The sequence below is a fragment of the Streptomyces nigrescens genome (assembly GCF_027626975.1).
Taxonomy (GTDB): Bacteria; Actinomycetota; Actinomycetes; order Streptomycetales; family Streptomycetaceae; genus Streptomyces; species Streptomyces nigrescens.
Window position 1 is genome coordinate 8,356,063 of record NZ_CP114203.1, and the last position, 23,330, is coordinate 8,379,392.

Annotated in this window: 19 protein-coding genes, 1 pseudogene and 1 riboswitch; of the genes and pseudogenes, 10 read left to right on the forward strand and 10 right to left on the reverse strand. The window is 71.8% G+C overall.

The window, feature by feature from the left end; genetic code table 11:
* Nucleotides 1–19: 19 nt before the first annotated feature.
* On the forward strand, nucleotides 20–904 hold the full coding sequence (locus tag STRNI_RS36735; RefSeq protein WP_277412775.1) for a sigma-70 family RNA polymerase sigma factor: 885 nt from the start codon (nucleotides 20–22) through the stop codon (nucleotides 902–904).
* 49 nt (nucleotides 905–953) lie between these two features.
* Here the strand turns inward: STRNI_RS36735 and STRNI_RS36740 are convergent, their stop codons facing one another.
* The 3 genes from STRNI_RS36740 to STRNI_RS36750 form a co-directional block, all read right to left on the reverse strand.
* A complete protein-coding gene (locus tag STRNI_RS36740; protein WP_148589617.1) occupies nucleotides 954–2,192 on the reverse strand; it encodes an SPFH domain-containing protein in 1,239 nt (412 codons plus the stop codon).
* A 108-nt stretch (nucleotides 2,193–2,300) separates the two neighbouring features.
* Nucleotides 2,301–2,522 (reverse strand): hypothetical protein, encoded by a 222-nt coding sequence (locus tag STRNI_RS36745; protein ID WP_086721449.1) that lies wholly within the window; start codon nucleotides 2,520–2,522, stop codon nucleotides 2,301–2,303.
* 67 nt (nucleotides 2,523–2,589) lie between these two features.
* Nucleotides 2,590–2,973 carry a hypothetical protein gene (locus tag STRNI_RS36750; protein ID WP_229838372.1) on the reverse strand — a complete coding sequence of 128 codons (384 nt, stop codon included), beginning with the start codon at nucleotides 2,971–2,973 and terminating at the stop codon, nucleotides 2,590–2,592.
* A gap of 162 nt (nucleotides 2,974–3,135) precedes the next feature.
* Between STRNI_RS36750 and STRNI_RS36755 the strand changes: the two genes are divergently transcribed.
* The 3 genes from STRNI_RS36755 to STRNI_RS36765 all read left to right on the forward strand — a co-directional run bounded on the left by STRNI_RS36755 (nucleotide 3,136) and on the right by STRNI_RS36765 (nucleotide 6,089).
* Nucleotides 3,136–4,065, forward strand: coding sequence for a hypothetical protein (locus STRNI_RS36755; RefSeq protein WP_277412776.1), 930 nt, complete (start codon nucleotides 3,136–3,138; stop codon nucleotides 4,063–4,065).
* A 126-nt stretch (nucleotides 4,066–4,191) separates the two neighbouring features.
* Nucleotides 4,192–4,280, forward strand: a riboswitch (ZMP/ZTP riboswitch).
* A 21-nt stretch (nucleotides 4,281–4,301) separates the two neighbouring features.
* Nucleotides 4,302–5,156 (forward strand): bifunctional 5,10-methylenetetrahydrofolate dehydrogenase/5,10-methenyltetrahydrofolate cyclohydrolase, encoded by an 855-nt coding sequence (locus STRNI_RS36760; protein WP_277412777.1) that lies wholly within the window; start codon nucleotides 4,302–4,304, stop codon nucleotides 5,154–5,156.
* A 111-nt stretch (nucleotides 5,157–5,267) separates the two neighbouring features.
* Nucleotides 5,268–6,089, forward strand: a complete 822-nt coding sequence (locus tag STRNI_RS36765) for an SDR family NAD(P)-dependent oxidoreductase (RefSeq protein ID WP_274733573.1) — start codon at nucleotides 5,268–5,270, stop codon at nucleotides 6,087–6,089.
* 66 nt (nucleotides 6,090–6,155) lie between these two features.
* On the opposite strand, the gene STRNI_RS36770 is transcribed toward STRNI_RS36765, so the two are convergent.
* The 3 genes from STRNI_RS36770 to STRNI_RS36780 all read right to left on the reverse strand — a co-directional run bounded on the left by STRNI_RS36770 (nucleotide 6,156) and on the right by STRNI_RS36780 (nucleotide 8,965).
* Nucleotides 6,156–7,277: an NADH:flavin oxidoreductase gene (locus STRNI_RS36770; RefSeq protein ID WP_277412778.1), complete on the reverse strand. Its 1,122-nt coding sequence runs from the start codon at nucleotides 7,275–7,277 to the stop codon at nucleotides 6,156–6,158.
* 195 nt (nucleotides 7,278–7,472) lie between these two features.
* Nucleotides 7,473–8,645, reverse strand: a complete 1,173-nt coding sequence (locus STRNI_RS36775) for an NAD(P)/FAD-dependent oxidoreductase (protein ID WP_159491066.1) — start codon at nucleotides 8,643–8,645, stop codon at nucleotides 7,473–7,475.
* Nucleotides 8,642–8,965: a bifunctional 3-phenylpropionate/cinnamic acid dioxygenase ferredoxin subunit gene (locus STRNI_RS36780; protein ID WP_093638408.1), complete on the reverse strand. Its 324-nt coding sequence runs from the start codon at nucleotides 8,963–8,965 to the stop codon at nucleotides 8,642–8,644. The genes STRNI_RS36775 and STRNI_RS36780 overlap by 4 nt, the downstream gene beginning before the upstream one ends.
* Before the next feature lie 167 nt (nucleotides 8,966–9,132).
* Here STRNI_RS36780 and STRNI_RS36785 point away from each other — a divergent pair, with 167 nt between their 5' ends.
* From STRNI_RS36785 to STRNI_RS36810, 6 genes are all read left to right on the forward strand, one after another.
* On the forward strand, nucleotides 9,133–9,933 hold the full coding sequence (locus STRNI_RS36785) for an IclR family transcriptional regulator (RefSeq protein WP_174857592.1): 801 nt from the start codon (nucleotides 9,133–9,135) through the stop codon (nucleotides 9,931–9,933).
* 187 nt (nucleotides 9,934–10,120) lie between these two features.
* Nucleotides 10,121–11,206 (forward strand): S-(hydroxymethyl)mycothiol dehydrogenase, encoded by a 1,086-nt coding sequence (locus STRNI_RS36790; protein WP_277412779.1) that lies wholly within the window; start codon nucleotides 10,121–10,123, stop codon nucleotides 11,204–11,206.
* Nucleotides 11,207–11,257: 51 nt separating this feature from the next.
* On the forward strand, nucleotides 11,258–13,717 hold the full coding sequence (locus STRNI_RS36795; RefSeq protein ID WP_277412780.1) for a GcvT family protein: 2,460 nt from the start codon (nucleotides 11,258–11,260) through the stop codon (nucleotides 13,715–13,717).
* An 84-nt stretch (nucleotides 13,718–13,801) separates the two neighbouring features.
* Nucleotides 13,802–14,962, forward strand: a complete 1,161-nt coding sequence (gene solA, locus STRNI_RS36800) for an N-methyl-L-tryptophan oxidase (protein ID WP_127149435.1) — start codon at nucleotides 13,802–13,804, stop codon at nucleotides 14,960–14,962.
* Between the two features lie 11 nt (nucleotides 14,963–14,973).
* Nucleotides 14,974–16,146, forward strand: a complete 1,173-nt coding sequence (locus STRNI_RS36805; RefSeq protein WP_277412781.1) for an aromatic ring-hydroxylating oxygenase subunit alpha — start codon at nucleotides 14,974–14,976, stop codon at nucleotides 16,144–16,146.
* Between the two features lie 75 nt (nucleotides 16,147–16,221).
* Nucleotides 16,222–16,767, forward strand: a complete 546-nt coding sequence (locus tag STRNI_RS36810; RefSeq protein ID WP_159491074.1) for a hypothetical protein — start codon at nucleotides 16,222–16,224, stop codon at nucleotides 16,765–16,767.
* A gap of 112 nt (nucleotides 16,768–16,879) precedes the next feature.
* Here the strand turns inward: STRNI_RS36810 and sbnA are convergent, their stop codons facing one another.
* The 4 genes and pseudogenes from sbnA to STRNI_RS36825 all read right to left on the reverse strand — a co-directional run.
* Nucleotides 16,880–17,917, reverse strand: coding sequence for a 2,3-diaminopropionate biosynthesis protein SbnA (gene sbnA, locus STRNI_RS36815; RefSeq protein WP_148590315.1), 1,038 nt, complete (start codon nucleotides 17,915–17,917; stop codon nucleotides 16,880–16,882).
* A gap of 222 nt (nucleotides 17,918–18,139) precedes the next feature.
* Nucleotides 18,140–19,210: a 2,3-diaminopropionate biosynthesis protein SbnB gene (gene sbnB, locus STRNI_RS36820; RefSeq protein ID WP_277412782.1), complete on the reverse strand. Its 1,071-nt coding sequence runs from the start codon at nucleotides 19,208–19,210 to the stop codon at nucleotides 18,140–18,142.
* The gene (locus tag STRNI_RS41725) at nucleotides 19,207–20,211 is read right to left on the reverse strand and encodes a TauD/TfdA family dioxygenase (RefSeq protein ID WP_381844782.1); all 1,005 of its coding nucleotides are present in this window, start codon (nucleotides 20,209–20,211) and stop codon (nucleotides 19,207–19,209) included. Before STRNI_RS41725 ends, sbnB begins: the two co-directional genes overlap by 4 nt.
* A gap of 336 nt (nucleotides 20,212–20,547) precedes the next feature.
* Nucleotides 20,548–23,325 (reverse strand): annotated as a pseudogene (locus tag STRNI_RS36825) (non-ribosomal peptide synthetase); the annotation flags it as partial.
* Nucleotides 23,326–23,330 lie beyond the last annotated feature (5 nt).

Genomic DNA, 23,330 nt, shown 5'->3' on the forward strand with positions numbered 1-23,330 from the left:
GGACGAGGAAAGGTGACCGATGGACGAGCAGGACCGGCTGGCGGAACGGTTCGAGGCACAGCGCGGCCATTTGCGCGCGGTCGCCTACCGGATGCTGGGCTCCCTCAGCGATGCGGACGACGCCGTGCAGGAAGCCTGGCTACGGCTCAGCCGTATCGACAGCGGAACCGTCGAGAACCTGCCCGGCTGGCTGACGACGGTCGTGTCGCGGCTCTGCCTCGACATCCTGCGCTCCCGCACCGCACGACGGGAGGAACCGGCCGGACAGCAACCGCCCGACCCGGCCCGGGACGCCGAGGACGGGACCGGCCCGGAACCCGAAGCGCTGCTGATCGACTCGGTCGGCCGGGCCCTGCTGGTGGTGCTGGACACCCTGGCTCCCGCCGAGCGGATCGCCTTCGTCCTGCACGACATGTTCGCCGTGCCGTTCGACCGGATCGCTCCCCTCGTGGAACGTTCGCCGGTGACCACGAAGAAGCTCGCCAGCCGCGCACGTCACAAGGTCCAGGGCACCCCCGCCGTTCCCGCCGCCGATCTCGCCCGGCAGCGCAAGGCCGTCGACGCCTTCCTCGCCGCCTCGCGCGACGGTGACCTCGACGCGCTGCTCGCGGTGCTGGCCCCCGACGTCGTGCGCCGGGCCGACCCCGCTGCCCTGCCCCCGGGCGCGCCGACGGAGCTCCGCGGTGCGCACTCGGTGGCCGCGGGGACCCTGGTCTTCGGGCGGAAGGCACGCTTCGCGGCGCCGGCGCTGGTGAACGGGACCGTGGGGATCGTCGTGGCCCCGCGTGGCCGGCTGCTACTCGCCCTCACCGTCACCGTCGAGGGCGAAAGGATCTCCGCCTACGAAGTGATCGCCGACCCCGCCCGTCTCCGGCGACTCGACCTCGCCGTCCTCGACGTGTGACCGGCGGCCACGGCCCGGCGCGCCGTTCCGGTCCCGTACGGATGTCCGGTCAGGACGCACCGGACCCGGCGCCGTCCTGCTTCAGCTTCGTCACCTTCCGTGGCAGTGATCCCGCGCCGTCGGCCAGCGGGGGAGTGGCGCCGGGCGTGCCGGCCCCCTTCTTCAGGCTGTCGAGAATGGCCAGCCCCTGGCCGACGATGCCGGAGACGATCTCGTTCATCCCGTCGGTGCCGTTGAGGACGGTCAGCCGGGCGCCGGCGAGGCCCTCGGCCGCGGCCTCGGTGAGGGCGGGGAGGTTCTCGACGGTGCGGTTGGCGGCGATCAGCTCCTGGTTGCCGTCCCGCAGCGAGCCCGCGAGGGCCGTGTTGGCGTCGGCGCGCGCCTGGGCGACGGTCCGCTCGGTGTAGGCGCGGGCGTCCGCCTCGTACCGGACCTGGTCACGCTGGGCCTCCGCCAGGGTGCGCAGCCGGTAGGCCTCGGCGTCCGCGGGGCGGCGAACCTCGCCCTCCAGCCGCTGGGCGGCGAGCGAGGCCTGCCGCTGGGCCAGCGCGGTCTGCTCCTCGATGACCTCCTGCGAGGCCCTGGCCTGCGACAGCGGGCCGGCCTGTGCGGCACGGGCGTTGTACTGCTCGGTCTCGGCGAGGAACCCGGCCCGCTTGATCGCGGTGTCCCGTTCGTACTCGGCCTTCAGCGCCGCCGCCTGCTGCTCCCGTTCGGTCGCCTCCTGGTCGGCCTTGGCCTGCGCGATCCGGGCCGCGCTGGCGACCGCGGCGGCGTGCGGGGCGGCGAGGTTGGTGATGTAGCCGGAGGTGTCGGCGATCTCCTGGATCTGCAGGGCGTCGACGACGATGCCGAGCTTCTCCATCTCGGAGTGGCTGCCCTCCTTGACCTCCTGGGCGACCCGGTCCCGCTCCCGGATGATCTGCTCGACGGTCAGTCCGCCGACGATCGAGCGCAGATGACCGGCGAAGATCCGCCCCACCAGCTCCTCCATGGTGGCCTGCTCGGAGAGGAACCGGCGCGCGGCGTTGGCGATGGACGTCTGGTCGTCCCCGACCTTGAAGACGGCAACCGCCCGGACGCCGAGCCGGATGCCCTGCTGGGTGACGCAGTCCTCGGAGATCTCCGCCTCCCGCAGCGACAGCGACAGCACGGACGCCTTCTGTTTGACGGGCAGGACCCAGCAGCCATGGCCGGTGACGATACGGAATTGGGCGTCCCCGGCCCGGCGCTTCGAGCCGGAGATCAACAGCGCCTCATTCGGCGCCGGAACATGCCAGAACAACATCGGAAGGCTCCTGGTCCGGTGCGACCGGCCTCGGCCGGGGCGCGGGGACGGCCGCGGGAAAGGGGAGTGCTCACGTGGTCGGCGGGCACGGTCTGCGGGACCGCCGGGTCACGCGGGCAGCGGCGCGACGATCACCGACCGCGCCGAGGTGTGCTCCACCACGATGACCTGCGTGTGCCGGGCGATGGGCTCGCGGGACCAGGCGGCGAAGGCTTCGGTGCCGCCGCGTACGGGCAGCAGCACCTCACCCGGGCCGTCGGTCGGGATCGAGACGGTCACCCGCCCGATCACCCCGATCGGGCTGAAGTCCGTGTCATCCGTTGCGCTCACCCGGGCTCCGTCGCTGGTCAAAGCCGCTGCCGGCGCAGTCGCCGGACAGCGGGAAATCCTCGACAACTCAACGGTACTCCGGCCGGGGTGCCGCCTGCGCCGCCGGCCCGGCAGCCGCGGCGGAGCCGGTTCCGGCGTCCAGACGGGCGGGCCGGGCCGAGGGGACCGACGGCTTTCTCGGCGGCAGTACGTCGGGCGCGCGATGGGGCCGGAGGGCCGTGAGGGCGCTCTCGGTCTCCTCCATCAGCGCACGGTAGGAGACCAGGCGCTGCCACTCGGGATCGGCGACCCCGGGCACCGTGGCGGCACGCTCGGTCCACTGCTTCACCAGCCCGGCGTACACCGGTGTCTGCCTGATGACCTCCGCGGTGATCCACCGCGGCATCTGCCCGGGGCGGGGGAGGGACGTCTGTCCGTGACCTGCGACGGTGCCGGAAGAGGGGACGCTCATGGCCGTAGAAACGATTCTTCGACGCTGGGGTCACTGCGTATTTTTGCAGCCGTCCGTACTTCCGCCAGGCAGGCAGGGACGGGTCTCCATCGAATATCACCTTATGCAGTGATCTATAGCCGGGAAGCGGTCCAATCCGGACGAAGGAACGTTGTCGCAGTCATGGAACCGAGGGAGTTGTGGGAGCGCCACGCGGTACTCGCACAAGCGTTTTGCAGCAGCGATGACGAGGTCCGCCGGACGCAGGGACTCCTCGACGAGGCCGAGGCCCGCCGTTCGCGGACCCTGGCCGCCTTCGCCGTGACCGTGGGCAGTGACGCGGTGGTGGCGGAGCTGCTCGGCCTGGACGAACGCGAAGTGCGGCTGGCCCGGCGCACGGTGGGCAAGGAAGACGCCCGCGCGGTCGCCAAGAGCCTGCTCGCACAGCCCGCGTGCGAGCAACCCCCCGCACCGCAGCAGCCCGCGCAGCAGGCCCCCGCACCGCAGCCCGCGCAGACGGCCGCCGCCCCAGGGGCCGCCGTGCACCCTCCGGGCCCCTCGGCCCCACCACAGGCGGTCCCGGTCGCCGTGCCCCAGCCCCCCTCCGAGCCGGCCTGGGCACCGGAGCTGGACGCCGTCCTGATGAGCAGCTGGCACAACGGAGTTGACCTCACCGCCCTGGCCACCGAACTCGGTCTCGACGTCCGGCTGCTGGTGGCCCGCGCACAACAGCTGTCCGCCGAGAGCCGCCCGGTCCAGCCTCCGGCGTCGGACCGCACGGGCCGGCACCGCCGGATGGTCAGTCCCCCGCCCTCCCCACAGCCCGAGACCCCCCACCTGGCCTGGCGCGAGCGACCACAGCAGCCCCCACGGGAGCACTACGAGCATGAGCCCTGGAAGCAGCAGCCGTGTCAGAACTACCCGGACCCGCAGGAGTACCAGGAATACCGGGTGTACGAGGAACACCAGCAGTATCAGCAGCCCACCCAGCCCACCTGGGATGCCAACGCCATCACCGCTGCCCAGCACGACTGGGACGGCATCCTCAGCCAATGGGAGGCCACCGCCGCCCCTCAACCACCTCTCTCCGCACCCGGTCAGGGAGGGGGGTGACGAGCCTGCGCCGTCGTGCGCCGGAGGTATCCGGGCCGTCGAAGGGCGTCGCCTGCCGTAGCCGCCGCAGCCGGGGCTGGGGCCGATGCCGCCCCTGGGCGGACGATCAGACGTCGATTACAGTGGGCGCCGAGCCGTGACTGGCGCTTGGGTGGAGTACCACCGGGGAGCGGCTCGGCCATCCACGGTCCGTGCCGCGCGCCTGGGCGATCCCACACGACGCTCAGGAGCAGCCCATGTCCCCGGAAGCCCGCCTCATGGACGGCAGCGCACTGGCCCGCAGCATGGTCGAACAGGCCGCCCGGCGCGCGGCCGACCTCACCGAACGGACCGGCACGGCCCCGTGTCTGGCGACCGTTCTCGTCGGCGAGGACCCCGCCTCGGTGACGTATGTACGCATGAAGCGCAACCGGTGCGCCAAGGCCGGAATTCTCTCCCGGCATGTCGCGCTGCCCGCCGCCACCACGACCGCGGAGCTGGTCGACACGATCACGGCGCTGTCGAACGACCCCACCGTGCACGGCATCCTGCTGCAGCACCCGGTCGGCCCGCACATCGACGAGCGGGCCGCGTTCGAGGCGATCGCCCCCGAGAAGGACGTCGACGGCGTCACCTGCCACTCCTTCGCCGCGATGAGTTTCGGCCTGGACGGCTTCGCCTCCTGCACGCCCGGCGGCATCCTCCGGCTGCTGGACCACTATGACGTCGACCTGGCCGGCAAGCACGCCGTCGTGGTCGGCCGCAGCGCGATCCTCGGCAAGCCGGTGGGGATGCTGCTGCTCGGCCGCAACGCCACCGTCACCTACTGCCACTCCCGCACCACCGACCTGGCGTCGCTCACCAAGGAGGCCGATGTCCTGATCGCGGCCGTCGGCCGGCCCCGGTTCCTGCGCGGTGAGCACCTCAAGCCCGGGGCCGTCGTGATAGACGCCGGCTCCAACCCGGGCAACGTCGGCGATGTGGACTTCGACTCGGCACGCACCCGCGCCGCCCTGATCACCCCGGTCCCCGGCGGCGTCGGCCCCATGACCATCGCCACCCTGCTCACCCAGACCGTGGACGCCGCGGCCGCCCAGCTGAACGCGGTCTGACCGCCGGCCGCCGGGATGCGGTAAGGGGCCGGAAATGTTCGCCCGGCTCGCGAGGGCCGTCCGTATGATCACGAGGTCGGTAGGCGACCATCCTCGGAGGCTGGAACGACCATGGCGGAACAGCGAGTTGTCATTGTGACGGGCGGCGGTACGGGGATCGGCGCCGCCACCGCCCGGCTGCTGCGGGCGGCCGGGCACCAGGTGGTGATCTCCGGCCGCCGGCCCGAACCGCTGCACCGCCTGGCCGAGGAGACCGGGGCGCTGGCCCATCCTTCGGACGCCGCGGATCCCGAGGCGGTGCAAGGCCTCGTCGAGACGGCCGTATCCGCCTACGGAAGGCTCGACGGACTGGTGCTCAACGCCGGTATCGCCCGCAGCGGTGCCGTCGGCGACCTGTCCGTCGAGGACTGGGAGGCCGTCATGACCACCAATGTCACCGGCCCGTTCCTGCTCCAACGCGCCGCCCTTCCCCACCTGTTGGCCGCACGGGGTGCGGTGGTCGCCGTCGCCTCCGTCTCGGCTCTGCGCAACGGCGACGGCAATGCTGCCTATGCGACCTCCAAGGCGGCGCTGCTCCAGCTGTGCCGCTCCCTCGCCGTCGACTACGGGCGGGACGGGCTGCGCGCCAATGTCGTCTGCCCCAGCTGGGTGCGTACGGAGATGGCCGACCGGCGGATGGCGCGCTTCGCCGAGGAGGCCGGGCTGGCGGACGGCGGGGTGGATGCCGCGTACGAGGAGGCCACCCGGCTGCTCCCCGTGGGCCGCGCCGGGCAGCCGCAGGAGGTCGCGGAGGCGATCAGCTGGCTGCTCTCACCCGCCGCTTCCTTCGTCAACGGCGCGGTCCTCACTGTCGACGGTGGGGCGACGGCCATCGACCCCGGAGGCGCCGCGTTCACCTACCGCATCGAGCCACGCGACGGTGCGGAGAGCTGAGCCGCCCGGCGGAGCGGTGCGGGCGCCGGGCGCGGAGCGGAACGGCCGCGCCCGGTGCGTCCGGTGTCAGCTCAGCGTCCGCAGCATCGAGGCGTCGAACGGTACGAGGGCGTCGGTGCGGCCCTCGAAGATCTTGGCGGCCCACTCCGGGTCGCCGAGCAGGGCCCGCCCGATGGCGACGAGGTCGAACTCGTCCCGCTCCAGCCTGTCCAGCAGCCGGTCGATGCCGGCGACGCCCGCCTGTTCGCCCTTGAACGTCCCGATGAACTCGTTGTCGAGTCCGACGGAGCCCACGGTGATGGTCGGCCGGCCGGAGAGCTTCTTGACCCATCCCGCGAGGTTGAGGTCCGAGTCCTCGTACTCGGGAAGCCAGTAGCGGCGCGTCGAGCAGTGGAACGCGGTGACGCCGGCCTCGGTCAGCGGCGCCACGACCGCCTGGAGCTCCTCCGGTGAATCGGCCAGGCGGGCCTGGTAGTTGTTCATCTTCCACTGGGACATCCTGAAGAGGACCGGGAAGTCCGGGGAGACCGCTTCCCGGCAGGCCGCCACGATCTCGGCGGCGAAGCGTGTACGGGCGGTGGGGCTGCCGCCGTAGGCGTCGGTACGCCGGTTGGTGCCCGACCACAGGAACTGGTCGATCAAGTAGCCGTGCGCACCGTGCAGTTCGACGCCGTCGAAGCCGAGCCGCTCGGCCGTGGCCGCCGCCTCGGCGAAGGCCGCGATGACATCGTCGAGATCCCGCTGGGTCATGGCGTGCCCGGAGGGTGTGCCGTCGAGGGCGATCCCGGACGGGCCGGACGGCGGGGCGTCGGGGAACGGCGGAGCGCCCGCCTGGCGGGCCATGCCGACGTGCCACAGCTGCGGCATGATCGTCCCGCCCGCCGCATGGACCGCCGCCACGACCCGCCCCCAGCCGTCGAGCGCGTCCTCACCGTGGAAGCGGGGGACGGCGCCGCTGGTTCCGGCGGCGGCGTGCTGGACGTAGGTCCCCTCCGTGATGATCAGGCCGACGCCGCCGGCGGCGCGGCGCGCGTAATAGTCCGCGACATCGGCGCCCGGGACACCGCCCGGCGAGAACTCGCGGGTCATCGGCGCCATGGCTATCCGGTTCGGCACGGTGAGGCCGCCCAGGGTGAAGGGACGGGAGAGTGTCTGGGCCGCTCGGGTGGCGGAGGCGCTGGGAGTCACGTGTGGGTCTCCTAGGAAGAGAACGCGGTCGCGGAACGCCGCCGGCCGGCAGACGTTCCGCTGTTCCGAACACAGCACAGCGGCGCCGTCATCCGCTTCTCACTGTCTGCTGCGCCACATTCGTCACTCCGCAGGCGCCACTCCGCAGGCGTCATCCGGCTCCCGTTCCCGCTGTTGCGCCTTCCTGTAGGGAGGTCAGGTGGTGACCGGCTGGGTGGCGCGGGCGAGTTCGCGGCGGAGGCGCATGAAGGGGCGGGGGCGGTTGAGGGCCAGGACGGCGGTGGTGCGCCCGTCGCGTTCGTAGCAGGCGAGGAAGCTGCGGTCGTCGGGCGAGCCCTCGACGATGCGCGGGGTGTCGGTGGGCAGTCGCCGGCCGGCGAACTGGATGCGCACGCCGTACTGGTCGGACCAGAAGTACGGCAGGCTCCGGTGGGTGGCGACGGTGCCGCCGGCGAGCAGGTTCTGTGCGGCGACGGCGGCCTGTTCGGTGGCGCTGGTCCAGTGCTCGGCGCGGATGCCGTCCACCCTGGCGACATCGCCGACCGCCACGATGTGGGGCTGCGGGGTGACCCCGCCCGCGTCGCAGCACACCCCGTCGTCGAGCGGGAGTCCGGAGCCCTCCAGCCAGGCGGTGTTGGGGCGGACCCCGATGCCGATGACGACCACCTCGGCGGGGAGCAGCCGGCCGTCGGCCAGCTCGACCCCGGTGACGCGGTTCCCCGCGCCGCCGTCGTGCAGGCGGGCGACACCGGTTCCGGTGAGCAGGGTGACACCGTGGTCCGCGTGGAGGGCGGAGCAGATCCCGGCCATGGTGTCGCCGAGTTGGGGGACGAGGGGGAGCGGGGCGGCCTCGACCACGGTGACGTCATGGCCGAGGCGGGCGCAGGACGAGGCGACCTCGGCGCCGATGAAGCCCCCGCCGATCACCACGACCCGGACCGGGCCCCGGGTCAGCTCCGCGCGGAGCGCCTGGGCGTCCTCAAGGGTGCGCAGGGTGTGGGTTCCGGTGGGTGCCGGGCCGGGGAGGCGGCGCGGGGTGGCGCCGGTGGCGAGGACCACACCGTCGGTGGCCAGAGACCGGCCGCCGTCGAGGAGCACTGTGCGCCCGTGGAGGTCGAGCCCGGTGGCCCGGGTGCCGAGCAGCCATTCGGCGTCCAGTTCGGCGATCTCCTCGGCGTCGGCCAGGGCCAGTTGACCCTGGTCAGCGGTGGCGCCGGTGAGGAAGTCCTTGGACAGCGGCGGCCGGTCGTAGGGGCGGTGGTGTTCCTCCCCGACGATCACCAGTCGGCCGTCGAATCCTTGGGCGCGCAGGGCCCGTGCGGCGTACAGGCCCGCCAGCGAGGCCCCGATGACAGCGACCGACTTCATGCGGCGGTGCCCTCCTCGGCGGCGTGGTGGTGGACGTAGATCATGCCGTCCTCGACGGTCACGGGGTGGGTGCGCACGGCCCGGCGGGCGGGCAGGCAGGTCGGCGCTCCGGTGCGGAGATCGAATGAAGCGGCGTGCAGCGGGCATTCGACCAGACACCCTTCCAGCCAGCCGTCCGCGAGCGAGGCGTCCTGGTGGGTGCAGGTGTCGTCGATGGCGTACAGCTGCCCGTCGGCGTGGAAGACGGCGATCGGAGGTGCGGTGTCGATGCGTACGGACTCGCCTGCGGGCAGATCGGCGAGATGGCAGACAGGAATCACGGGTCCTCCTGTTACTGTTCGGTATCATCGAGTTTCGCGGTGCGCACGATGAAGCGCTATGCGCAACAGAATCCAGATGGGGAGCGGATGCGTCAAGCGATCCCCGGAAATGCCGATCCTTCGAATCCCGGGCCTCGGTCAGGGTGCCAGGTGGTGAGATCCAACAGATGACGGACATCGTGGAGGGGCAGGCGGAGGACAAGCCGCCGAAGCAGCCGGGCAGTGTGCAGTCGGTGGACCGGGCCGTGACGGTTCTGGAGATCCTGGCCCGGCACGGCGAGGCCGGGGTGACCGAAGTCGCCGATGAGCTGGGCGTGCACAAGTCGACCGCGTTCCGGCTGCTGGGCGTGCTGGAGAACCGCGGGCTGGTCGGGCAGGAGCAGGAGCGCGGCAAGTACTACCTCGGCGCCGGGGTGCTGCGGCTGGCCGGTGCGGCGGCCGTACGGCTGGACATCTCGCAGGAAGGCGCGGTGGTCTGCCGGGAGCTGGCCGAGGAGATGGGGGAGACGGTCAACATCGCGGTGCTGGAGAGCGATGCCGCGGTCAACATCATGCAGGCGCGCGGCCCGGCGTCGGTCACCGCGCAGAACTGGCTCGGCCGGCGCACACCGCTGCACGCCACCTCCAGCGGTAAGGCGCTGCTCGCGTTCCAGCCCGCACCGGTCCAGGAGGCCGTGCTGGCACGGAAGTTGCCGCGGCTCACCGAGCGGACGGTCACCTCGGCCGCCGCGCTGCGCCGGGAGCTCGCCGAAGTGGTCGAGCGCGGTTACGCGGTGGCGTTCGAGGAGCTGGAGCTCGGGCTGCGTGCGGTCGCGGCGCCGGTGCGGGCGCACGACGGCGCGGTGATCGGGGCGATCAGTGTGTCGGTGCCCGCCTACCGGCTGGCCGAGGAGCGGCTGCCCGAGGTCGTCAAGGGCACCGTTGCCGCAGCCGAGGAGCTGTCGCGGCGGATGGGGTACGCCTGTTGACCCGGTGACGGGTGCGGGCACGGGGCGGGGCCGGAGCGGATGTTCCGGCCCCGCCCCCGTGTCCGGGTGCGTCATGAGTCCTTTACCAAGAGCTGGCCCGTACCTCTTGACGGTGCCGATCCGGCGTCTCCACGATGTCTCTCATCGCGCAACCAGTCGTGCAGTGCGCAACAGTGAGGGGTAGGGCATGCCACACGAGGTCCATGCCGTCGTCGCGGCGAAACGAGGCGCACCGGTCGAGCTGCGGACGATTGTGGTGCCGGACCCCGGCCCGGGAGAAGTGCTCGTCGCCGTGCAGGCCTGCGGGGTCTGCCACACCGACCTGCACTACCGGGACGGTGCGATCAGCGAGGAATTCCCCTTCCTGCTCGGCCATGAGGCGGCGGGCGTCGTCGAGTCCGTCGGCCCCGGCGTCACCGATCTCGCCCCGGGCGACTACGTCGTCCTCGCCTGGCGGGCGCCCTGCGGCAGCTGCCGGTCCTGTCGCCGCGGCCGGCCCTGGTACTGCTTCGACTCCCGCAACGCAGGCCAGCCGATGACCCTGCTGGACGGTACCCCGCTCGCCCCCGCGCTCGGCATCGGGGCCTTCGCCGAGAAGACCCTGGTCGCGGCCGGACAGGCGGTCAAGGTCGACCCCAGCGCCCGTCCCGAAGCGGCCGGCCTCATCGGCTGCGGGGTGATGGCGGGGTACGGCGCGGCCGTGCACACCGGCGGGGTGGGCAGCGGGGACACCGTCGCCGTCATCGGCTGCGGCGGGGTCGGCAACGCGGCGATCGCCGGTGCCTCGATCGCCGGCGCGCGCCGGGTCATCGCGGTCGACATCGACGACCGGAAGCTGGACGGCGCCACCCGCTTCGGCGCCACCCACACCGTCAACTCCCGTGGTACGGACCCCGTCGAGGCGGTCCGGGGACTGACCGGCGGCCATGGCGCGGATGTGGTGATCGACGCGGTGGGCCGCCCCGAGACCTACCGGCAGGCCTTCTCCATGCGCGATCTGGCCGGCACCCTGGTCCAGGTCGGTGTCCCCGACCCGGACATGCGCATCGAACTGCCGCTCATCGACCTCTTCTCGCGCGGCGGCGCCCTGAAGTCCTCCTGGTACGGCGACTGCCTGCCCAGCCGGGATTTCCCCGTCCTGATCGACCGCTACCTCAGCGGACGGCTCGACCTCGGCGGATTCGTCACCGAGACGATCGCCCTGGACGAGGTGGAGTCCGCGTTCGACAAGATGCGCGACGGCCGGGTACTGCGCTCCGTCGTGGTCCTGTAACGGCGTTACACCCACCCTCGGTTGACCACCCCGACCAGCAGGAGGAGGGACATGTCCCGTACGCCCGCCCACAGTTCCCGTGTGGTTGTCATCGGTGCCGGCATCGTCGGCTGCTCCCTCGCCGATGAGCTGACCGCCCGCGGCTGGACCGAGGTCACCGTCCTCGAACAGGGCCCGCTGCCGGCCCCCGGCGGCTCCACCTCGCACGCCCCCGGCCTGGTCTTCCAGACCGGCCCGTCCAAGACCATGACCGAGTTCGCCGCCTACACCGTCCAGAAGTTCCGCTCCCTCGACGTGGACGGACTGCCCTGCTTCAACCCGGTCGGCGGTCTGGAGATCGCCACCACCGAGGCCCGCTGGGCCGATCTGCACCGCAAGGCCGGACTCGCCGCCTCCTGGGGCGTCCGCGGTGAACTGCTCTCCCCGCAGCAGTGCAAGGAGCTGTGGCCGATGCTCGACGAGGCCGCGCTGTACGGCGGTTTCCACACCCCCGATGACGGCCTGGCCCGCGCCGTGCTCGCCTGCCGCGCCCAGATCGCACGGGTCGAGAGCCGCGGCGCCCGCTTCCTGGAGCGGCACACCGTCACCGGGATCGAGCGGGAGGACGGCCGGGTCACCGGCGTCACCACCGACCGGGGCACCTTCCCCGCCGACCATGTCGTCTCGGCCGCCGGCTTCTGGGGCCCGGTGATCGGCGCGATGGCCGGGGTGGACGTACCGCTCCTGCCGCTGGCGCACCAATACGCCACCACGGAACCGCTGCCCGAACTGGCCGGTGTCAACGACCCACGGACAGAGGCGAGCAAGCCGATCCTGCGCTTCCAGGATCGCGACCTCTACTTCCGCGAACACACCGACCGGATCGGCATCGGCTCCTACGCCCACCGTCCGATGCCCGTCGACCCCTTCACCGTCGCCGCCTTCGACGACGCTCCCGTGATGCCGTCCTCCCTGCCCTTCACCGAGGACGACTTCGCGCCGAGCTGGCAGGACAGCGTCGGACTGCTGCCCGCGCTGGGCTCGTCCAAGGTGGCCGAGGGCTTCAACGGGGTCTTCTCCTTCACCCCCGACGGTATGCCGGTCCTCGGCGAATCCCGTGAACTGCGCGGATTCTGGCTCGCCGAGGCGGTCTGGGTCACCCACTCCGCGGGCGTCGCCAAGGCCGTCGCCGAGTGGATGACCGACGGACGGCCGGCCACCGACATCCATGAGTGCGACCTCTACCGCTTCGAGGACGCCCAGCGCTCGCCCGCCTATGTCGCCGACCGCGGCGCCCAGAGCTTCATCGAGGTCTATGACGTCATCCATCCGCTGCAGCCCATGGAAGCGCCGCGGCCGCTGCGCACCAGCCCCTTCTACCCACGGCAGCAGGAGCTCGGCGCGTACTTCCTGGAGGGCGGCGGCTGGGAGCGCCCGCACTGGTACGAGGCCAACGCCCCGCTCACCGAAGGGCTCCGGCTCCCCGAGCGCGACGCCTGGTCGGCCCGCTACTGGTCGCCGATCGCCGCCGCCGAAGCCAGGGCCACCCGCGAAAAGGTCGCCCTCTACGACATGACCCCGCTGCGCAGGCTGGAGGTCACCGGCCCCGGCGCCCTCGCCTTCCTCCAGCGCATGACCAGCAACAACCTCGCGAAGAAGCCGGGCGCGGTCACCTACACCCTGCTCCTGGACGAGACCGGCGGCATCCGCTCCGACCTCACCGTCGCCCGGCTCGCCCCCGACCGCTTCCAGATCGGCGCCAACAGCGGATCCGACCTCGACTGGCTGCTGCGGCACGCCCCCGACGAGGGAGTCCAGGTCCGTGACATCACCTCCGGCACCTGCTGCATCGGCGTCTGGGGCCCGCTCGCCCGCGACCTGGTCCAGCCCCTGACCCGCGACGACTTCTCGCACCAGGCCTTCGGCTACTTCCGGGCCCGGCAGACCTATCTCGGCCATGTCCCGGTCACCGCCATGCGCCTCAGCTACGTCGGCGAGCTCGGCTGGGAGCTGTACACCACCGCCGACATGGGGCTGCGGCTGTGGGACACGCTCTGGGAGGCGGGGCAGGAGCACGGGGTGATCGCCGCCGGGCGCAGCGCCTTCAACAGCCTCCGCCTGGAGAAGGGGTACCGCTCCTGGGGCCATGACATGACCACCGAGCACAACCCCTACGAGGCCGGGGTCGGCTTCGCGGTCCGCCCCGCCAAGGGCGACTTCCTCGGCAGGGCGGCGCTGGAGGGCATGACCGAGGAGACCGTCTCCCGCAGGCTCACCTGCCTCACCCTCGACGACCCCGCGGCCGTCGTGCTCGGCAAGGAACCGGTCTTCGTGGACGGCGCCCCGGCCGGCTATGTCACCTCCGCCGCCTACGGTTACACCCTCGGCCGCGGGATCGCCTACGCCTGGCTGCCGGCCACCGCGGCGGCCCCCGGCACCCCCGTACACATCGAGTACTTCGGTGAGAAGATCCCCGCCACCGTCGCCCAAGAGCCCCTCTTCGACCCGCAGATGGAGCGCATCCGCAGGTAGGGCCTGACTGGTCCTCGCACCAGGGCAGCCCGTCCGTGGTCCACCGGTGATCCGCCCGCCTCCGTACGCAGAAGGAGCAACCGCATGGCTCCCACCTACGACGTCATCGTTCTCGGCCTCGGCGGCATGGGCAGCGCCGCCGCCCACCACCTCGCCGCCCGGGGCGCCCGGGTCCTGGGCCTGGAGAAGTTCGGCCCGGTGCACCACCGCGGCTCCAGCCACGGCGGTTCCCGCATCACCCGCCAGTCCTACTTCGAGGACCCCGCCTACGTACCGCTGCTGCTGCGCTCCTACGAGCTCTACGAGAAGCTGGAGCGGGACACCGGCCGGGAGATCGCCACCCTCTGCGGCGGGGTGATGCTCGGCCGCCCCGACAGCCGTACCGTCCGCGGCAGTCTGGAATCCGCCCGCCAGTGGGACCTCCCGCACGAGATGCTCGAACCCGAGGAGATCCGCCGCCGCTTCCCGACCCTCACCCCCGCCGCGGACGAGGTCGCGCTGTACGAGGCACGGGCGGGTCTGGTCCGGCCGGAGCACACCGTCGCCGCACATCTCCAGCTCGCCGGCCAGGACGGCGCCGAGCTGCACTTCGAGGAGCCGGTCACCCGCTGGGAGGAGCTGCCCGGCGGTGCCGGGGTCCGCGTCCACACCCCCGAAAACACCTATACCGCAGGCCAGTTGGTGATCTGCCCCGGGGCCTGGGCGCCCCAGCTGCTCACCGACCTGGGTGTGCCGTTCACCATCGAGCGACAGGTCATGTACTGGTTCGCCCCGGACGGCGGCACCGCGCCCTTCGTCCCCGACCGGCACCCGATCTACATCTGGGAGGACGACCGGGGCGTCCAGATCTACGGCTTCCCGTCGATCGACGGACCCGACGGCGGCGCCAAGGTCGCGTTCTTCCGCAAGGGCACCGTCTGCACCCCGGAGACCATCGAGCGCACCGTGCACGACCACGAGGTGCGCGCCATGGCCGACCAGCTCGCCCCGCGCATCCCCGCCCTCCCCGGCCGCTTCCTCAAGGCCGCCACCTGCATGTACTCCAACACCCCCGATGAACACTTCGTGATCACCCGGCACCCCGCGCACCCGGAGACGGTGACCGTCGCCTGCGGCTTCTCCGGACACGGCTTCAAGTTCGTCCCGGTGGTCGGCGAGATCGTCGCCGATCTCGCGCTGACCGGCGCCACCGCGCACCCCATCGAGCTGTTCGACCCCCGCCGGCCCGCCGCCGCGGCCGCTTGAGGAGAGCCTCCATGACGACCACGCCCACCGAGTCCACGCCGACCGCACCCACCACACCCGCGACTGTTGCCGCCACGAGCCTGATCGCCACCCTCGCCGGCCACCACTACACCGACGCCGAGATCTTCCGCCAGGAGCAGGAGAAGATCTTCGAGCGGATGTGGTTCTGCGCGGTACGCGGCGCCGACCTGGAGAAGCCCGGCGCCTTCCGCACCGTCCGGATCGGCCGGGAGAGCGTACTGATCACCCGCAACCGCGCCGGTGAGCTGCGCGCCTTCCTCAACATCTGCCGGCACCGCGGCGCGCAGCTGTGCACCGAGGAGTCCGGTGAGGTCCGCCGCAACCTCCAGTGCCCCTACCACGCCTGGACCTACGACCTCGACGGCCGCCTGGTGGCCGCCCCCAACCTGCAGAAGATGCCGGACCTCGACCGCACCGAACGCGGTCTGGTCACCGTGCCGCTCCGTGAGTGGCTCGGCTATGCCTGGGTGTGCCTGGCCGACGAGCCGCCGTCGTTCGAGGACACCGTGATCGGCGCGGCCGTCGAGCGGCTGGGTGACGCCGCCTCCCTCGACCGCTACCGCACCGAAGGGCTCGCCCTCGGCAAGCGCCTCACCTACGACGTGCGCGCCAACTGGAAGCTCATCATCGAGAACTTCATGGAGTGCTACCACTGCGCCACCATCCACCCCGAACTCACCGATGTGCTCCCGGAGTTCGCCGACGGCTTCGCCGCCCAGTACTACGTCGGGCACGGTGCGGCGTTCGCCGACGAGGCCACCGGATTCACCGTGGACGGCACCGAGGGCTTCGGCCGGCTCCCCGGTATCGAGGACACCCAGGACCGCCGCTACTACGCGATCACCGTCCGTCCGCAGGTCTTCGTCAACCTCGTCCCGGACCATGTCATCGTCCACCGGATGTTCCCGATGGCCCCCGACCGCACCGTCGTCGAATGCGACTGGCTGTACCTGCCCGAGATCGTCGACTCCGGCGCCGATGTCTCCAAGTCCGTCGAACTCTTCCACCGGGTCAACGCCCAGGACTTCGACGCCTGCGAGCGCACCCAGCCGGCCATGAGCTCCCGCGCCTACCGCGACGGCGGGGTACTGGTCCCCAGCGAGCACCACATCGGGGCCTTCCACCAGTGGGTCACGGACTGCCTGGAGGGTAAGGGCGGCTGAGCCGCGGCCTCAGTTACAGTCGGGCCCCGTTGGCGCTCGGCACGAACACGAGCGCCGGACAAGGGGGAGGAAGCCATGAACCTGTCGTTCGAGAAACCGCCGGCGTACGACCTGGGGGCGGATGCGGATCTCGGCATGTGGCTGTCCGAGTGGGGGGAGTATGCGGACCGGATCGTCCATCTCGGGCCGGACGACGGCCGGGACCACGGGCAGTTGTGCTGGGATGTCCTGAAGCCCACCGGCCTGCTCGCGCCGCACTGTGGACAGTGCAAGCACCGGCATGGCGGCCCACGGGGGCCGAAGGAGATGGAGTCCGCCCTGCGCAGGCGGATCCCGCCGTCCGAGGTGTCGCCCTGGCTCGCCGCCACGCTCATTCGCCACCTCGTCTACTGGGACCTCGGGGACGGTCCGATGCGCCCCGTGGCCGACGCCCTGGCGGACGGGCTGGCAGAGCTGCTCGGCCCGGACGCCCAGTGGCGTGCCAATGGCTGCGCCGCGTATCGGGAGGGCCGGGACGGCAACGTCTCCTGGATGCCGGTCACCGAGGCCACCTTTGACGCGGCCGTGGTCGGCATCGGCGGCGGCCATGCCGTGGTCGTCGTCGCCGTCGGTGAGGACTGACAGGGGGACAGCGCCACCGCCCACGGCCTGACGCCGGCCGGCCTCCCCGCCGTACGCGGGGCGGCCGGCCCGGGGGTTCCGTGGGGCCGGGGCGGCCCCGGGCATCGTGGCCTCAGGCATCGTGGCGCCGTCGGCGCGGCTGCGGCTCCGGCGGGGTGGGGCCGAGCGGGGCGACGTCGGCGTCGAGCGGGGGATCGGGAGCGAGCACGTCCTCGCCGTACAGATCCTGCACCCAGTTGTCGTGGTAGACGGTGTCGAGGTAGCGCTCGCCGAGGTCCGGGGCGATGGCCACCGCCGTGCGCTCCCGCTCCTCGTGCCGGGTCAGCCAGTCGGTCGCGCCGCTGACCACGGTGCCGGTCGAGCCGCCGAACACGAAGCCGCGTTTGGCCAGCCGGTGGCAGGCGCGGATGGTGTCGGCCTCCTCGACCTGTACGACGTCGTCCACATAGGACTCGTCGAGCAGCGGCGGCTGGACGCTCATGCCCAGGCCGGGAATCATCCGGTGCCCGGGAGTACCGCCGAAGGTCACCGAGCCGACACTGTCCACGGCGATGATCCGTACCGGTCGGTTCCACTCCCGGAAATAGCGGGCACAGCCCATGAGGGTGCCGGTGGTGCCGGCCCCGACGAACAGCAGGTCCAGCCGCGGGAAGGCGCGGGCGATGGCCGGTGCGGTCCTGCGGTAGTGCGCCTGCCAGTTGCTCGGGTTGGTGTACTGACTGAGCCACAGACACCGTTCGTCGGAGGCACACAGGCTGCGGATGTAGGCGAGCCGGGCGCCGAGGAAGCCGCCGTTGGACTCCTGGTCGGCGACCACGTGCACCTGGCTGCCCAGAGCCTCCATCATCAGTCTGGTCGCCAGGTTGCAGCGGGAGTCCGTCACGCACAGGAAGCGGTAGCCCTTGCTCGCCGCGATCATGCTGAGCGCCACGCCGAGGTTCCCGGACGAGGACTCGACCAGGGTCGTCTCCGGGCCCAGGTCTCCGGCCCGTTCGGCGGACTCCACCATCTCGGTCGCGGCCTTCAGCTTGATCGAGCCGGCGAAGTTGAAGCCCTCGCACTTGAGGAAGAGGGAGTGCCCGAAGATCGACCGGAGGTCGACATAGAGCTCCTCCTCGTTGAACGCGTAGGGCGCGGATATGACTGGCACGATGGTCTCCTCATCTGCGGCAGAGCACCGTCGGAAGGTCCGTCCGACCATGGCGGCGGGCTTCGTTCCTGTGGGCGGGGCCGGGTGTCGGACCGAGCCGGACGGGGCGCCGTAACAGCTCCGCGGCGGGGTGCGCCGCTCTGCGGCGGTCCGGCTGCTGATCTCTCCGGGCGTGCGTGGTGCATAAGCCTCCTTGCCCTGGACGGCCGAGGTCGCGGCTGCTCATCCGTACCGGCGCAGTTCATGGAAGAAGCCGTCGACGACCTGCAGTTCGCCGGAGCGGACCACCTCGTCGTAGACGTACTTGCCGACCGCGAGATCGAGCACCCCGAGGCCGAACGGGGAGAAGACGGCGGTCCGGTCCGCCGGCACCGCGACCCGGCCGGCCATCACCTCGTCCAGCGTGCCGTGCAGGAACTCCCGGTTGCCGGTGAGCTGTTCGGTCAGATGGGTGGAGGTGCCGGCTCTCAGGCAGTGCTCGATGTCGTCGACGATGTTGGTCGACGCCAGCAGGACCTGCGGGGCGAGGTCACGCAGCGACACATGCACCACCACCGGGTGGTGACCGAACCAGGAGACCTCGTGGACATGCGGTGCGGGGGCGACGGTGGCGAAGACCACCAGGTCGCTGGAGCGGATCAGCTCCTCCGCGCTGTGGTGCACGGTGACCCGCCCGGCGGTACGGCACTGCTCCAGGTACAGGCGGAAGCCGGCCGCGCTCTCGGCGGACAGGTCGTGCACGCCGATCTCGTCGAACGACCAGCCGGTCCCTTCCAGGAACGTGTGGATGTACCGGGCGATCAGGCCCGCTCCGAAGAATCCGACGCGGGTCGGGCGGGGGCGCCCGTGGCTGAGCCTCTCGGCTGCCGACGCCGCTGACGCGGCGGTCCTGGTCGCGCTGATGATGGAGCTCTCCAGGCAGGCGAACGGGTAGCCGGTGTCATAGTCGTTGAGGATCAGTACGGCCGAGGCCCGCGGGATTCCGGCGGCCACGTTCGGCGGGAAGCTGGAGATCCACTTCATGCCGTCCACCCGCGTCTCCCCGCCGACGGAGGCGGGCAGCGCGATGATCCGGGAGGACGGGCGGTCGGGGAAGCGCAGGAAGGACGAGGGCGGGTTCACCGACTCGCCTGCACCGTGCAGCCGGTAGGTGGCCTCGATGACCTCCACGAGCTCCTTTTCGCGTCCCTGGAGAGCCCGGTGCACCTGGGCGCCGGAGATCACCGCGAAGGACGGTGTGGGGGACGGCTCGGGGGGCGCGGGCCGGGACGGGGTGGGGCGGACGGTGGTCATGGGAGAGTCACCTCCACGGTCGGCGAGCAGTCGGCCAGGCGCACCGGGTCGGCCAGGGCCACGACCACGTCCCTCGGCCCTTCGAAGGGCTCCCTGCTGTGCGCGGTACGGACGTTGTCGACGAGCAGAAGGTCTCCGGCCTCCCACGGCCGGCGGGCGGTATGGGCCTCGTAGACCTCGTTGAGCAGCTGCACGACGTCCTCGGTGAGGGGGTCGCCGTTTCCGTAGTGGGTGTTGAACGGCAGCCCGTCGGGGCCGTACTCGTCGATCAGGTAGTCCCGCACTTCGGGAGCCATCGTCCAGGCGTTGAGGAACGCGATCTGGTTGAACCAGCAGCGGCGGCCGCTGACCGGATGGCGCACCACGGCACTGCGGCGTTGTCGGGTGCGCAGACCGCCGTCGGGCTGCCAGGTGAACTCGATGGCGTGGGCGCGGCAGTAGCGCTCCACGGCGTCCCGGTCCTCGGTGCCGAACGCCTGGTCCAGCGTGGCCCCGATCTCGGGGTGGTAGCTGCGGGTCAGCAGCCAGCCCTCCCGCTCGAACCGCTCGGTCAGGGCCGGGGGCAACGCGTCCAGCACGGCCGCCGAGTCGGCCACCGCGGTGGTCCCGCCGGAGGTGGGGGCGCTCAGGCAGGCGAACAGCATCAGCCCGGGGAACTCCAGGGTGTAACTCAGCTCGTGATGCATGCACATGGGCTGGCTCGGTGGCCACTTCGACGAGGAGTAGACGCCCTCGGAGTAGGTCTGCCGGGCGGCAAAGGCCTCCCGCTCGTTCAGCGGAGCGACATCCAGGCCCTGAAGGACGGCGCCGACCTGTGCCGGGTCGCTCATCCCCAGGCCGCGGACCAGGACAGCACCGTGCTCGGCGACGACGGCGCGCAGCGCGTCCCGCCGCTCGGCCGCCCAGTGCGCCGCGCTGTCGGCGGCCCCGGCCCGCAGCAGCGGAGGCTTGCCGGGTTCCCGTTCCAGTTCGGGCAGGGAGATCGGGAGTGACGACACCATGGCGGTTCTCCTCTCAGGAGCGGCACGGGACGAAGCCGGCCGGGCGATGTCGCACCGCACGGCCTGTGCGGCGTCGTTCGCGCGGGTCTGCAGGAAGAAGTGGCCGCCGTCCGGCAGCTCGTGGAGGTCCACGCACTCGGCCAGTTGCCGCCAGTCGAGATAGCGCCGGGGGAACTCCGCCGTGTGCGGATCGTCGGCGGCGACGACCACGGTGACCGGCGCGGACAGCCGCACCGCCGGTGTGGTGTCCATGGCGTCACCGAGCAGCTGCGCGCCGAGGAATAGGCGCCGGACCTCCACCCCGCGCTGCTCCAGCCGCTTGGCCGTCGCCACGGCGAAGGCCGTTCCCGACGACTGGCCCCACAGCCGCAGCCCGGTCAGACCGAGGCCGATGATCTCGTCGGCCACCTGCTCGGCGATCTGCTCGGCCACCTGGGCGACCGGCACGCACGGCTCCTCCGCCGCGGCCGTGCCGGACACGGGCAGGGCGACGGCGTAGAGCGCGGGGCCGCTGCGCCGCAGTGCCTCGGCCAGCGCCTGGAACTCGCCGGTGTTCCCCCGGACACAGGGGAAACACACCAGGGAACCTGCCTGGGCGTCACCCGGTTCCGACAGGGGACGCAGTATTCCGGGGCGTCGCCCGGACCCGCCGTCGACCTGCCGGGCGAGCGCGGCGAGGACCGGGTGGCGGGTGACGTCTTTGACGGAGATCACCCGGTCCAGGGAGACCGCGAGTTCCACGGCCGCCAGCGAAGTGCCGCCGCAGTCGAAGAAGTTGTCCTGCCGGCTGATCCGGTCCTGCGGGATGCCGAGCACCTCGGACCATGCCGCGGCCAGCCGCCGTTCCGTCGGGGTACGGGGTGCGTGATAGGTGTCCTCGACCGCGTCGAGTCCGCCGGCGAGTGCCTCCAGCGCCTTCTTGTCGATCTTGCCGTTGGCGGTCAGCGGAAGACTCTCCCGCCAGAGGAAGACCGACGGGACCATGTACTCCGGCAGCAGCTCGCCCAGCCGGCCCCGGAGGACATCGGCCTCCAGCGACTGCCGGCCGGAGTAGAACGCCACCAGGCGTTTGCCCTGTCCCGCCCGCTGGGTGACCACCACCGTGCCGTCACCGACCCCGGGCACCCGGAGCAGGGCGTTCTCGATCTCGCCCATCTCGATACGGAACCCACGGATCTTGACCTGGCTGTCCCTGCGGCCGAGGAACTCCAGCTTTCCCTCCGGAAGCCAGCGGCCGTGGTCGCCCGCCCGGAAGAGCCGCCGCCCGGGGTGGTGCGGGTCCGGCAGGAAGGACTGGCGGGTGCGCTCGGGATCGTTGATGTACCCGCGCCCGACGCAGACCCCGGAGAAGACGATCTCTCCGGGAGCGCCGAGCGGCACCGGCGCCAGGTGCTCGTCCACGACGTACACCCGCACATTGCTGACGGGGCGTCCGAGCGGGATCCGCTCGCTGTCCGGCACCCGGTTCATGACCTCGTGATTGGTGTCGTCCGAGGTCTCGGTCAGACCGTAGGCATTGACCAGCCGGATCCCGGGCCGGGCCGTGAACCAGCGTTGGACCAGCTCCTTCTTCAGCGCCTCGCCGGTCACCGACACGCAGCGCAGGTCGGGCAGTTCGCGAGGCCGCTGCGCGAGCGAGGACAGGACGACATCGAGGTACGACGGGACCACCTGGAGCACCGTGGCCCGTCCGTCGGCCACCGTGTCGATGAAGCGCCCCACGTCCAGTACGGCCGCCTGCTCGACCAGCAGGGTCCGGCCACCGACCAGCAGCGCCGAGAGCAGCTGCCACAAGGAGATGTCGAAGCACTGGGGCGCGGTCTGGGCGACCACCTGCCCCTCGCCGATCGCCAGGTCGTCGATCTTGGCGTAGAGGTGGTTGAGCATGCCGAGGTGCTCGCACATCGCGCCCTTGGGCTCGCCGGTGGAGCCCGAGGTGAAGTAGATGTAGGCCAGTTGGTCCGGGCCGACCCGGACCCCGGGGTCACTGTCGGCGTGGCTCGCTCCGCAGACGGCGTCGATGAAGAGGGCCTGGACTCCGCCGGGCACCGAGGCGAGGGCCCGGTCGAGGCCGGCGCTGCTGCCGGGTTCGGTCAGCACCTGCCGGCATCCGGCACGGGAGAGCATCAGCGCGATGCGGCCGGGCGGGAAGTGCGGCTCCACGGGCAGGTACACCCCGCCGGCCTTGAAGATCGCGATCACCGCGGCCATCCACTCCAGGTTGCGCTCGGTGACCACCGCGACGACGTCCTCGCGGCCCAGCCCGCGGGCCAGCAGGGCGTGCGCCAACCGGTTGGCGCGGGCGTTGAGTTCCCGGTACGTCCACCGCCGGCTCCCGTGCACGGCGGCCACGGCGTCCGGGTGCGCCCGCACCCGCTGCTCGAACACCTCGTGGAACCGGCGGTCCGGCAGCCGCCGGACCGGACCGGCCAGCCCTTCGAGCTGCAGCCGGAGTTCCTCGGCGGACAGCAGGGACTGCCTCCGGTGCTCGGCCTCCGGATCGGCGGCGAGCAGAGTGAGCGCGGTGACGTAGTAGCCGCCGATTCTGGCGACGCAGTCCTCGTCGAGCACATCGGTCCGGTACCGCAGTCGCAGCACCTCCCGGCCGTCGTGGCGGGCGAGGGCCACCCACAGCACGGTGTCGCCGACCGGACTGCCTTCCTCGCCGGGCAGGTCGAACACGGTCTCGGGGGATTCCCCGTCCGGACCCGCTTCCGGTCCGGATGCGCCGGCCGGGAAGCGCCGGTGCTCCAGCAGCTCCACCTCTGTCCGGTGGGTGTCCAGCACGAGGCCCCGCCAGGAGGCGGCCGCGGTCGTCAGCCGGCACGGCAGCGGTGTGCCGCCCCGCTCGGCGAGGTAGCCGGTCGCGACCTCGTGGTCACCGGACAGCACGGCGAGCACCTTGGCGTGCGCGGTCAGCAGCACCGAACTCAGCGGCACCCGCAGGGTGTCGGCCAGCCGGCGCAGCACGGCCGGCAGGTGCTCGGGGAGGACCGTCTCGTGCTCGGCGGTGCCCGGTACCGGGACGCGGGTCCATCGCGGGACCTTGGTGAACGCACCGTCGGTCAGCACACCGCGTCCGTGGGCGGTGTGGGCTGTCATGGATGTGGTCATCGGCC

What these genes read in the sequence shown, in the direction of transcription:
- STRNI_RS36735 (WP_277412775.1), top strand. Translation starts at nt 20, where the DNA reads ATGGACGAGCAGGACCGGCTGGCGGAACGGTTCGAGGCACAGCGCGGC.
- STRNI_RS36740 (WP_148589617.1), bottom strand. Translation starts at nt 2,192, where the DNA reads ATGTTGTTCTGGCATGTTCCGGCGCCGAATGAGGCGCTGTTGATCTCC.
- STRNI_RS36750 (WP_229838372.1), bottom strand. Translation starts at nt 2,973, where the DNA reads ATGAGCGTCCCCTCTTCCGGCACCGTCGCAGGTCACGGACAGACGTCC.
- STRNI_RS36755 (WP_277412776.1), top strand. Translation starts at nt 3,136, where the DNA reads ATGGAACCGAGGGAGTTGTGGGAGCGCCACGCGGTACTCGCACAAGCG.
- STRNI_RS36760 (WP_277412777.1), top strand. Translation starts at nt 4,302, where the DNA reads ATGTCCCCGGAAGCCCGCCTCATGGACGGCAGCGCACTGGCCCGCAGC.
- STRNI_RS36765 (WP_274733573.1), top strand. Translation starts at nt 5,268, where the DNA reads ATGGCGGAACAGCGAGTTGTCATTGTGACGGGCGGCGGTACGGGGATC.
- STRNI_RS36775 (WP_159491066.1), bottom strand. Translation starts at nt 8,645, where the DNA reads ATGAAGTCGGTCGCTGTCATCGGGGCCTCGCTGGCGGGCCTGTACGCC.
- STRNI_RS36785 (WP_174857592.1), top strand. Translation starts at nt 9,133, where the DNA reads ATGACGGACATCGTGGAGGGGCAGGCGGAGGACAAGCCGCCGAAGCAG.
- STRNI_RS36790 (WP_277412779.1), top strand. Translation starts at nt 10,121, where the DNA reads ATGCCACACGAGGTCCATGCCGTCGTCGCGGCGAAACGAGGCGCACCG.
- STRNI_RS36795 (WP_277412780.1), top strand. Translation starts at nt 11,258, where the DNA reads ATGTCCCGTACGCCCGCCCACAGTTCCCGTGTGGTTGTCATCGGTGCC.
- solA (WP_127149435.1), top strand. Translation starts at nt 13,802, where the DNA reads ATGGCTCCCACCTACGACGTCATCGTTCTCGGCCTCGGCGGCATGGGC.
- STRNI_RS36805 (WP_277412781.1), top strand. Translation starts at nt 14,974, where the DNA reads ATGACGACCACGCCCACCGAGTCCACGCCGACCGCACCCACCACACCC.
- STRNI_RS36810 (WP_159491074.1), top strand. Translation starts at nt 16,222, where the DNA reads ATGAACCTGTCGTTCGAGAAACCGCCGGCGTACGACCTGGGGGCGGAT.
- sbnB (WP_277412782.1), bottom strand. Translation starts at nt 19,210, where the DNA reads ATGACCACCGTCCGCCCCACCCCGTCCCGGCCCGCGCCCCCCGAGCCG.
- STRNI_RS41725 (WP_381844782.1), bottom strand. Translation starts at nt 20,211, where the DNA reads ATGGTGTCGTCACTCCCGATCTCCCTGCCCGAACTGGAACGGGAACCC.